This is a genomic window from Lactobacillus equicursoris DSM 19284 = JCM 14600 = CIP 110162 (genome assembly GCF_001434815.1).
Taxonomy (GTDB): domain Bacteria; phylum Bacillota; class Bacilli; order Lactobacillales; family Lactobacillaceae; genus Lactobacillus; species Lactobacillus equicursoris.
In genome coordinates, this window is sequence record NZ_AZDU01000049.1 from 1 (window position 1) to 10,971 (window position 10,971).

Genomic DNA, 10,971 nt, shown 5'->3' on the forward strand with positions numbered 1-10,971 from the left:
TGAGCAGCTTTTGCCACAGTTGAGTAAGATCGTGAGCAGCTTTTGCCGGAGTTGAGTAAGATCATGAGCAGCTTTTGCCACAGTTGAGTAAGATTGTGAGCAGCTTTTGCCACAGTTGAGTAAGATTGTGAGCAGCTTTTGCCACAGTTGAGTAAGATTGTGAGCAGCTTTTGCCACAGTTGAGTAAACTTGTGTGCAATCTAGAACCGGCTGAGTCACTCTGCATCTCAGCCGCCGCGCCGCCCCAGCAACAAAAACCGCGCCATCACTGGCGCGGTTGTACCTAACTATTTAAAATTGACAAGAGCTTAGACGACACCATGTCGATGGCGACCTGGTTTTCCCCGCCTTGGGGGATGATGATGTCGGCGTACTTCTTGCTTGGCTCAACAAATTGGTTGTAGCTTGGCTTCACGGTTGCCAGGTACTGAGCGATGATCCAGTCAATCGATCGGCCGCGTTCTTGCGTGTCACGCTGCAGCCGCCGGATGAAGCGGATATCGTCGTCAGCGTCGACAAACAGCTTGATGTCTATGAACTGGCGCAGTTCTGGCGAAGACAATACCAAGATGCCTTCCAAGATGATGATGTCGGCGGGCTCAACGTGGATCGTGTCTTTGGCCCGGGACAAGATGCTGAAGTTGTAAGTCGGCATCTCTACGGCTTCCCCGGCCAAAAGAGCCTTCAGCTGCTCAATCAAGAGGTCCGTATCGTAGGCGCTTGGGTGGTCGTAGTTAACTTTTTTCCGCTCTTCCATGGTTAAAGCGGAATTGTCGTTGTAGTAGGCGTCTTCTGGCAAAATCAAGATCCGGTCTTGGGGCAGGCGCTTGCTGATTTCCTTGGCAACCGTGGTCTTGCCAGACCCGCTGCCGCCGGCTAGTCCGATAACTAGCGGTTTTTTACCCTGATTCATGTCCGCTTAGCCTTCTTCCTCTGCTAAATCGTTGCGGCGCAAGACGTCCCGCACCTTGGTCGTCAGCATGTCTAGAGCCACGTCGTTTTCGCCGCCTTCAGGCACGATGATGTTGGCATAGCGCTTTGATGGCTCAACGAACTGGTGGTAGCTTGGCTTCACCGTTGCCAGGTACTGGGTGATGATGGAGTCAAAAGACCGGCCCCGTTCAGCCATGTCCCGGCGCTGGCGGCGGATCAAGCGGATATCGTCGTCGGTGTCGACAAAAATCTTGATGTCCATTAAGTCCCGCAATTCTGGTGAGGCCAAAACCAAGATCCCTTCCAAGATGATGATGTCGGCGGGCTCAACGTGGACTGTTTCTGGGCTTCTGAGGTGAGTGGTGAAGTCGTAGATCGGCATTTCAATCGCCTTGCCGTCAAGCAGGTCTTTCAGTTGGCTGATCATCAGGTCTGAATCAAAGGCATCCGGGTGGTCGAAGTTGATCTGGTTTCTTTCTTCCATGGTCATTTCCGGGTGGTTCTTGTAGTAAGAATCTTCCGTAATGATCCGGATGCGGTCATTCTTAAACTGGTCATATAGTTCATGAGCAATGGTCGTCTTCCCAGACCCACTGCCCCCGGCGATCCCGATAATGATCGGGTGTTTCTTCTTTGGCATTGTAAAAAAACTCCTTTAACTATTTATTATAGAGGCGAATAAAGGTAGGGTCTAGTGAAAGTTGCGGAAAAAGCGATAATTCTCGCCTTTTTGCCGGCGATTTTTTGAAAAAATCATAAAAATAGCGTTACCATTTTTTGCAAAATGAAAGTTAACTAATATAATTATCTTTAGTAAGAGTAATACTAAAGAAAATAAACTTTTTCCCAGCAAAAAGCTAAAAAAGTAAAGTCTTAGACTAAAAAAGATTAAAGAAAGATAAAGAAATTTAGCATTTGCAGAGTTTTCACTTGCTAAATATCTTGTTTTTTGGTAAATTTAATAAAAAATTAATCGTAATCAAGATTGTCTACTGGCAATTTTAGGGCGAGAAATCCGAACAATCTCACATCTAGCGAACGCGAAGCGCTGGGTACTTTTTAATTAAGCGTTAATCAAAGGAGAACACGATGGCTGCAATTATCGAATTTAAGAAAGTCAACAAATTTTACGGAACCTACCACGCTTTGAAAGACATCAACCTGTACATCGACGAAGGTGAAGTTGTCTCAATTATTGGGCCTTCCGGGGCTGGTAAGAGTACTTTGATCAGAACCATGAATGGCCTAGAAGGCATTTCATCCGGTGTTTTAGATGTTGACGGCTATGACTTAGGCGACAAGAAGACTGACTTAAACAAGATCAGAAAAGACGTCGGCATGGTTTTCCAGCACTTTAACCTTTACGAAAACCACACGGTTTTGGAAAACGTCATGTTGGCTCCGCGGATTGTTTTGCACCGTGACGAAAAGGAAAACCGCGAAATCGCCGAAAACCTCTTGAAGCGGGTTGGCCTTTTGGACAAGGAAGACTCATACCCAAGACAACTTTCCGGTGGGCAAAAGCAGCGTGTCGCCATCGCTAGATCCTTAGCCATGAAGCCCAAGGTCTTGCTTTTTGACGAACCAACCAGTGCCCTGGACCCAGAAATGATCCAAGACGTGTTGGACGTTATGAAGACCATTGCTTCTGAAGGGATGACCATGGTCGTCGTTACCCACGAAATGGGCTTTGCCAGAGAAGTGAGTGACCGGGTGATCTTCTTTGACCAAGGGCAAGTCTTGGAAGACTCCCACAACCCTAAGGAATTCTTCGAACACCCACAACACCTGCGGGCCCAAGAATTCTTAAGCAAGGTTATCGATCACTAATTTCCGGAAGGGAGTGGTTACATGTTTAAAAAGAAGATCCTCCCCAAACTGGCCCTGGTGATGACGGCTCTGGTCGCTTTAACGTTATCGGCCTGCTCAATTGAAACGGACGTTTCTAGCAAGGTCTACAACCACGTTAAGGCAAGTAAAACCATTACTTGGGGCGTCAAGTACGACACATCCTTGTTTGGGATTAAATCTGTCAAGACCAACAAGCTGGAAGGCTTTGAAATTGATCTGGCGCGCCTGTTGACTAAAAAGATCGTCGGCAAAAATGGCAAGGCCAAGTTTATCGAAGTTACGGCGCAAACCAAGATCCCGCAGCTGAAAAACAACAACATTGACGCAGTTTTGGCCTGCATGACCATTACCGATGAAAGAAAGAAATCAGTTGATTTTTCAACGCCATACTTCAAGGCTGGGACCAGCCTTTTAACTAAGACGTCCAGCAAGATCAAGTCCATTAAGGACCTAAATAAAAAGGGCAAGGTGGTCATCGTGGCCAAGGGGACCACGGCCGCTGAAGATATTGCCCGTTTAGCGCCCAAGGCCAAGATCAGACAGTTCAACGACTACGGTTCATGTACCAACGCCCTCTTAGCTGGGCAAGGGGATGCTTTTGCCACTGACAACGGCATCTTGGCCGGGATTGCGGCCCAGCACAAGAACCTGCACTTGGTTGGTGGCACCATTGCCGTTGAACCTTACGGGATCGCGGTTAACAAGGGCCAAACGGGGATGCGGGATGCCATTAACCAGGCTCTAAAGGATGCCAAAAAAGACGGCAGCTACCACCGCCTGATCAAGAAGTGGTTCGGCAAGATTCCAGGATTCAGTATTAAGGAGGCTGAATATTAATGATAAGTTTATTTGCGGCAAATTGGTCCACCTTTTTGCTGGGTTTTTGGAACACGATTCTCTGCAGTCTGATTTCCCTGTTCTTTAGTTTAATCATCGGGTCAGGCTTTGCCATTCTTGAAACCGTTCCAAACAAGTTCTGGCGGGGCGTGGCCAAGGTTTATGTCGAAATCTTTCGTAATATTCCGCTTTTGGTCGTAACCATGGTCTTTTACCTGGTTTTGCCAACTTATACGCCATTAAAACTGACCGGTTTTCAAGCCGGGACGATCGGTTTGTCCATCTACTCTTCTGCCTTCATCGCGGAAACGGTTCGCTCCGGGATTCAATCCGTGGGCGTAGGCCAAATGGAAGGGGCCCGGTCAAACGGGATGACCTACTGGCAAGCCATGCGCTACGTCATCTTGCCGCAAGCCTTTAAGATCGTGATTCCGCCACTTGGCAACCAGTTCGTCAACTTGATCAAGAACTCCAGTATCTTGGCCTTCGTTGCTGGCTTTGACCTGATGTACCAAGGCGACATCGTGGCTTCTAATACTTTCCAAACTATTCCGAGTTATGTTTTGGTTGGGATCTTCTACTTGATCTTGACCCTGCCGCTCAGCTACTACATGCAGTATTTGGAAAAGAAGGGTGTTTAAGGGGGAAAAATAAATGAGTAATTTAGGACAAGCCCTTTCTTGGGTGAACATCCACTTTTTGCTGCAAGGCTTTTGGGTAACCATTGAAGTCTCAGTGATTTCAATCATTTTGAGTTTTATTATCGGCCTCTTTTTAGGCTTGGTCCGCTTTACCAGAGTGGATGCCAAAACAACTAGAATTTCTAAGGTGGTCGGCGTGATTATTGACATTATCCGGAACCTGCCGCTGCTTTTGATCATCTTCTTCTCTTACTTTGGTCTGCCAGTCATGGGCCTCAGAGTGGATGCCTTCCAGGCTTCCGTCATCGCCATGGTAGTCTTTGAATCAGCCATGATTGCCGAAATCGTGCGTTCCGGGATTATGGCGGTTGACCCGGGGCAGATGGAAGGGGCCCGGTCAAACGGGATGACCTACATGCAGGCCATGACTCACGTGGTTTTGCCTCAGGCTTTGACCAAGATGATTCCAGCGCTGCTATCGCAGTTCGTGTCCTTGATCAAGGACACGTCTTTAGCAACCATCATCGTTTTGCCAGAGCTGCTCTACCACGCCGAAATCATCTACAACCAAAACACCAGCTACATGATTCCAATGTACTTGGCAGTAGCGGTAATGTACTTCATCATCTGCTTTGCCTTGTCAACTTTTGCTAACTACATCAGCAAGAAGATCAAGTACTAATTTTTAAAAAGCTAAAAAAACCGTTAGAAAGAAAAGAAGAATATTTGAAATGAAACCAGTTCAGCCTTGCCAAGGAGGAAAAATGGCACGTAAACTGCAAAAAATGACCGCCTTAATGGCGGTTTTGCTGTTATCCCTGTTTTTAGGTGCCTGCTCAAAGAGCAGCGACTCTACGGGAGAAAGCACAACCACCTATAACCGGGTGCACTCATCTAAGACCATCACCTGGGGGATGCGGGCAGATACGCGCCTCTTTAGCATGATGGACGTAAAGACCGGCAAAGCCAAGGGCTTTGAAGTCGACCTAGCCCGGGCCATCACCAAGCAGATACTGGGCCCTAGCGGGAAGATGAAGATTGAATACATCAGTGAAAAATCCCGGATCATGGACCTCAAAATCGGCAATGTGGACGCTGTCATGGCCACCATGACCGACACGGCAGACCGGGAAAAAATCATCAACTTCTCAGACACCTACTTTATGGCCGGAGAAACCCTGATCGTGCCCAAGAAGAGCAAGCTGAAGTCGATCAAGGCTTTTAACAATTCTAAGTACTCTATTGCCGCTGTTAAGGGGTCAACTGCCGACGCCGATGTCCACAAGTACGCCCCAAAGGCCAAGGTTATCTTCTACGATGACTACGGTTCTGCCTACAACGCCTTCAAGGCAGGCAAGACTAATGCCATGGTCAGTGACAACGCCGTTTTAGCAGGGCTGATTGCCGATGATAGCGATAAGTTCACCATGCTGGACACCACCTTTACGGTGGAGCCTTACGGGATCGGGATTAAGAAGGGCGAGACCAAGTTTACCAAGGAGGTCAACCAAGCCTTGGCTATTTTACGGAAAAACGGGACCTACCAGCGCTTGATGAAGAAGTGGTTTGCTGGCGTTCCAGGTTTCAACATCAAGGAATCGTCCAAGACAACGGTTAGTGACAAATAAGGAACTAATTTTTAGTTTTCAATTTTTAATAGATTAAACGATGAAGATGCATTCTCTTTGAATGTGTCTTTCTTTTTTAAAAGCAAGTTAAATCAAGCAAAAATTACCTGAATTTTTAGCAAAAAAGGGTCCAAACAAAGTAGTTTTTTGTATAATTAAAACTAGATACTCAGCGCTTACAGCTGAACTTTTTTGCTTAGAAAACGTAGGAGATAAATATGAGCAAAAGACAATTTGGTCTTATATACATATCATCATATCAAGCCAGATTATTTATCGTTGACTTGAAAAAAATGACGATCCTTGAACAATTGAACTCAGCCCAATTCGTTCAAGGCGGGAAAAAATTCGAGGTTTATGAAAACGAATTGCCACGCCTGACTGATGCCCTGATCGGCTTCAAGAGGAAGCTCGCCGAATATGGGATCGACAACTGCAAGGTTTACGGGAACAGACAGCTTTTAGACAAGATTTCTGCCCGCTACCTGTCTGACCAGATCAAGATCCGGACGGGGCTGGACGTAGAATGGCTGAACGGGGCGCAAATTGCCTACTACAAGATCATTGCTGGGATGGCCTTGCCGCAATTTAGTGAACTGGCACCAGATGAATCAACTTACCTGCTCAGTACCGGGAGCGCCATGCTCAACTTGACCCTGTTTAAGGGGCAAAACTATGTCTCAACCTGGGACTTTGCCTTGGGGCCAGAAGAAATCGAAGAAATGTCGGCCATGACCCGGGACACCCCAATCGACCCGATCGACATCATCAGCGACTACATCTCTCGGAAACTGGTTTCTTTCAAGACCATTGAAAAGCCGACTGGCAAGTCCCGGCTCATCATCCAGCACGTGTCTAGCCAAGGCGAGCAGAGCCTGAAGCCCCATGAGCGGGCCCAAGTCATTGAGCAAGAGACTTTTGCCAAGGTTTATAACGACTTTAAAGAAGCACCAGACCAGTACCTGATGGAAAAGTACAACTTGACAGTCGACTCTTTGGCCCGGATGAAGCCAACTATCGTCTTGGTTAATCAGTTAAACAAGGTGATCAAGCCAGAAAAGATAACCCTGACCGAGTCTTCAGCAATCACGGGCTTGATGCTGCAAGAAGCGGCGCGCCTGAAGTACCGGCCAGATGAATACTCCACCATTGTTTTGACGGCGACCAAAAATATTGCCCGCCGCTACGAATCAGGTGGCAAGCACAGCAACCTGTCTAATAAGTTTGCCCTGCACATTTTTGATCGCCTGGCCCATGCCGGCATGGTGGACAAGCGTGACCGTCAGCTCTTGGAAATTGCGGCGCGCTTACATGATATTGGCAACTTCATCAACTTCCACAACCATTATGAGCATGCAGCTTACATCATCGATGCCAACCAGATCATCGGCCTGTCTGACCGGGAAAACGCGATGCTGATCAGCATCTTAAAGCACCAAGACATCACTAACTTAAACGATGAAGAACAGGGCTACCGGAGCCTGGACCCAGCCGTCCAAGTCCGGGTTGCCAAACTCGCTGCCATCTTGCGCTTGGCCAACAGTCTAGACGCCTCCAGAAAGCAGAAGATCAGCAAGATCGTGGTTTCTATCAAAGACGACCAAATGCTGATCACCGTCACCAGCAAGAGCGACCTGACCCTGGAGCGCTGGGTCTTTGAAAAGAACGTACCGCTGGCTCAAGCCGTGTTTGGGATGAAGATTGCCATGAAGCAGAAGAGGGGTAAATAATAATGGCTGAAAGCAAAAATAAGCAAAAAAAGAACAAGTTTTCTGATCCAAAGTATTACATCAACCGGGAACTCAGCTGGCTGGAATTTAACGATCGCTGCCTGGATGAAGCCCGAAATCCAGATGAGCCGCTTTTGGAACGGGCTAACTTTTTAGGCATCACCCAGTCTAACGTCGACGAATTCTATATGGTCAGAGTGGCTTCCCTGTCTAAGTTGGTCGCAGCCAAGGTCAAGAGCCATGATGCTAGCGGCATGACGCCTCTTGAACAATTGACGGCCATCAACAAGAAGGAACACGAAGTCGTAGAAAAGCGCTACTCCACTTATTCACGCTCACTCTTGCCACAACTGAAGAAAAACGACATCAACATCTTGGAAATCGATGAACTGTCTGAAGACCAAGAAGAATACATCCGCCGCTACTTCAATAACGAGCTCTACCCAGTCTTGACCCCAATGGCTGATGACCAGTCTCGGCCATTCCCATTCATCAACAATGATTCCTTGAACATCGCCTTGCGCCTCAAGGACCAAGAGACGGGCGAGCACCAATTTGCCACCGTCAGAGTGCCTAACATCTTCCCGCGCTTGATCAAGTTGCCAGATGGGGAAAACGACTTTATCTTGATTGAAAACATCATCAAAGCCTTTGCCGACCGCCTCTTTGATGGATACGAAATCCGCCAGGCAGCCTGCTACCGGGTAACCCGGGACATGGACTTAGACGTTTCAGAAAGCGACACTTCTGACTTCTTGCTTGCCGTTAAAAAGCAACTTGAAGACAGAGAGCACGGTCACGTAACCCGCCTTGAAGTTGAAACCTCAATGAACGTTAAGCTGCTCAAGCACCTGATGAAGCGGCTAAAGGTAGAAGAAGCCAGCGTCTTCACCATCAACGGGCCAATCGACTTGACCTTCTTGAAGAAATTGCCAGGCATGGTGGAAGGCCATGATGACCTGCGCTACAAAGCAATGACCCCATTTGTCGACCCAGCCTTGCGCAGCGACCACAACATTTTTGACTCCATCAGAGAAAAAGACTACTTAGTGCAGCACCCTTACGACAGCTTTGACGCCGTTTTGAATTTCGTTAAGCAAGCCGCTAAGGACCCAGACGTTTTGGCCATCAAGATGACCCTGTACCGGGTGTCCGGCAACTCCCCAATCATCAAGTACTTGGGCCAAGCCGCCAAGGCTGGCAAGCAAGTTACGGTTTTGGTTGAGGTGAAGGCCCGCTTTGACGAAGAAAACAACGTCCACTGGGCCCGGACCCTGGAACAGATGGGCTGCCACGTCATTTACGGTTTGGTAGGGTTAAAGACTCACACCAAGGTTACCTTGGTAATCCGCCGCGACGAAGACGGCATCCGCCGCTACCTGCACCTGGGTACGGGTAACTACAACGACGTCACTGCCCACTTCTACACTGACATCGGTCTCTTTACCTGCGACCGGGACCTGGGCGTTGATGCCACCAACCTCTTCAACATGCTGTCAGGCTACAGCAAGCCGCCTTACTTCAGTAAGCTGCGGATTTCGCCAAACCTGATCCGGCAATTTATCTATGAAAAGATCGACAACGAAATCGCCATTGCCCAAGCAGGCCGCCATGCGGAAATCCACATGAAGATGAATTCTCTGTCAGACCCAGGCGTTATCGCCAAGCTGTATGAAGCCTCCGCTGCCGGCGTCAAGATCCACTTGATTGTCCGCGGGATCTGCTGCTTGAAGACCGAAATCCCAGGCATTTCCGACAATATCGAAGTCCACTCTATCGTGGGCCGCTTCTTGGAACACAGCCGGATCTACTACTTCTACAATGACGGCAAAGAAGAAGTCTACTGCGCAAGTGCCGACATGATGCGGCGGAACCTGAACCGGCGGGTGGAAACCCTCTTCCCAATCCTGCAAGAAGATTTGAAGGAAAGAGTCTTGGACATTTTTGCCAAGATGTGGCAAGACAACATCCAAGCCCGCATCCTGCACGGGACTGAATGGATCCACGCTGATCGAAGAGGGCAAGTGGCCTTCAGCAGCCAAGACTACTTCATCGAAGAAGCAGCCGAAAAGGTTCGCATCGTCAAGGAACAAGAAAAAGAAGAAAAGGCCAAGGCCAAGGATGCCTTTGAAGCCATGAAGCCGCAAGAAAGCGAGCTGGAAGACCAAGAAGAAAAGTAGTTAGGCAAGGGTGATCAGATGAAAATGGATAAGCATGAGCTGGAGACCTTTAAGATCGACCAGATGGAAAAAGATTTCCAGGCCTTTGGCAAGTGCTTGCTAGGCGATGATGACGATGATTAACGAGCTTTTAACCGACTATGACCGGGTCTGCTTAACCAAAAAGGCCTATGAGGGGTTGAATGTTGGCGATGACTTCGTCGTTAATGGAAAGCTGATCGGCCGCATTGTCCGGGACGTTTATGCCCAAGACGGGATGCAGGCCTACGTGATCGAAAATCAGGCAGGTCGCCGCGACGAAGTCACGGTCCTGTTTAAGGGGTCGTCGGGCCTGCGTAACGGCAACGCCACTACTTGGCGGGATGAGTGGCTGAACACTAACTGGCCGATTTTTGTGGCCATGCTGACCAGCCGCCCCAAGCTGCCTAGTGCCTTAAAGACGGCATCCAGCTACTTAAACAAGTGGCTGGTGGAATTCCCAGATGCCATTTTTTACATCTATGGGCATTCTCTGGGCGCCATCAACGCCGCCTATGCCCTGGCCAACTGCCGCCACCCCTCCCAGATCGGGGCCGCCTACCTCTATGAGGGGACCAATATCTGGCGACTTTTGACCAGACGCCAGCGCCAGGTTGCTGGCCAGATGCGGCATAAGATCAACACCTACGTTGACATCTATGACCCCGTGACTCTAGGCTACACGGCTACCCACAAGATGGTTGGCAAGCTTCACTATGTCGACAGTCTCCCGATCAGCCCCATCAAGCAGCACATGTGGGGCGGCTACCGCTTTGATGACCAGGGACGGCTTTTAGAAAAAGAAGTGGACAGCCGCTTTCTGCAGTCCAGCCAGATGCAGACCCGCTTTTTAAGTGGGACCAGCGAACTGGCTCAATTCTTGTCCGGCAAAGACGAATACCGGGTTAGCGACTGGAAGAAGATCACCAGCCAGAAACTGACCCAGGTCAAGGACCGGGTCTTCAACCAGACTTTTTTGAAGGACTTTGAAGGCCAGGACCAAAAGCTAAAAAAAGAAATTGACCAATTAAAGCAAAAAGACGAAAAAGACGAGTAATTCTACTCGCCTTTTTTGTATAATTGAGAGAGATAGGGTAGCCAACAGCTGTAAAAAATTGTAATCAAAAATATCAATTTAAGTTTACTAGTATCT

At 48.5% G+C, this 10,971-nt stretch carries 10 protein-coding genes; 8 read left to right on the forward strand and 2 right to left on the reverse strand.

Annotated features, from left to right (window positions below; genetic code table 11):
• Positions 1 to 283 precede the first annotated feature (283 nt).
• A complete protein-coding gene (udk, locus tag FC20_RS08035) occupies positions 284 to 913 on the reverse strand; it encodes a uridine kinase (protein WP_008460902.1) in 630 nt (209 codons plus the stop codon).
• A 6-nt stretch (positions 914 to 919) separates the two neighbouring features.
• Positions 920 to 1,573: a uridine kinase gene (gene udk, locus FC20_RS08040; protein WP_008460904.1), complete on the reverse strand. Its 654-nt coding sequence runs from the start codon at positions 1,571 to 1,573 to the stop codon at positions 920 to 922.
• 449 nt (positions 1,574 to 2,022) lie between these two features.
• On the opposite strand from udk (FC20_RS08040), the gene FC20_RS08045 reads away from it, so the two are divergent.
• From FC20_RS08045 to FC20_RS08080, 8 genes are all read left to right on the forward strand, one after another.
• A complete protein-coding gene (locus tag FC20_RS08045; RefSeq protein ID WP_008460906.1) occupies positions 2,023 to 2,763 on the forward strand; it encodes an amino acid ABC transporter ATP-binding protein in 741 nt (246 codons plus the stop codon).
• 21 nt (positions 2,764 to 2,784) lie between these two features.
• Positions 2,785 to 3,621: a glutamate ABC transporter substrate-binding protein gene (locus tag FC20_RS08050; RefSeq protein WP_008460908.1), complete on the forward strand. Its 837-nt coding sequence runs from the start codon at positions 2,785 to 2,787 to the stop codon at positions 3,619 to 3,621.
• A complete protein-coding gene (locus FC20_RS08055; protein WP_008460910.1) occupies positions 3,621 to 4,262 on the forward strand; it encodes an amino acid ABC transporter permease in 642 nt (213 codons plus the stop codon). Before FC20_RS08050 ends, FC20_RS08055 begins: the two co-directional genes overlap by 1 nt.
• 13 nt (positions 4,263 to 4,275) lie before the next feature.
• On the forward strand, positions 4,276 to 4,944 hold the full coding sequence (locus FC20_RS08060) for an amino acid ABC transporter permease (protein ID WP_008460912.1): 669 nt from the start codon (positions 4,276 to 4,278) through the stop codon (positions 4,942 to 4,944).
• An 82-nt stretch (positions 4,945 to 5,026) separates the two neighbouring features.
• Positions 5,027 to 5,890 (forward strand): transporter substrate-binding domain-containing protein, encoded by an 864-nt coding sequence (locus tag FC20_RS08065; protein ID WP_008460914.1) that lies wholly within the window; start codon positions 5,027 to 5,029, stop codon positions 5,888 to 5,890.
• 218 nt (positions 5,891 to 6,108) lie between these two features.
• Positions 6,109 to 7,620 carry an HD domain-containing protein gene (locus FC20_RS08070; protein WP_008460915.1) on the forward strand — a complete coding sequence of 504 codons (1,512 nt, stop codon included), beginning with the start codon at positions 6,109 to 6,111 and terminating at the stop codon, positions 7,618 to 7,620.
• 2 nt (positions 7,621 to 7,622) lie between these two features.
• Complete coding sequence (locus FC20_RS08075; protein WP_008460917.1) at positions 7,623 to 9,800, forward strand: RNA degradosome polyphosphate kinase; 2,178 nt, start codon at positions 7,623 to 7,625, stop codon at positions 9,798 to 9,800.
• Positions 9,801 to 9,909: 109 nt separating this feature from the next.
• The gene (locus FC20_RS08080; protein WP_008460920.1) at positions 9,910 to 10,875 is read left to right on the forward strand and encodes an alpha/beta hydrolase family protein; all 966 of its coding nucleotides are present in this window, start codon (positions 9,910 to 9,912) and stop codon (positions 10,873 to 10,875) included.
• Positions 10,876 to 10,971: the final 96 nt, after the last annotated feature.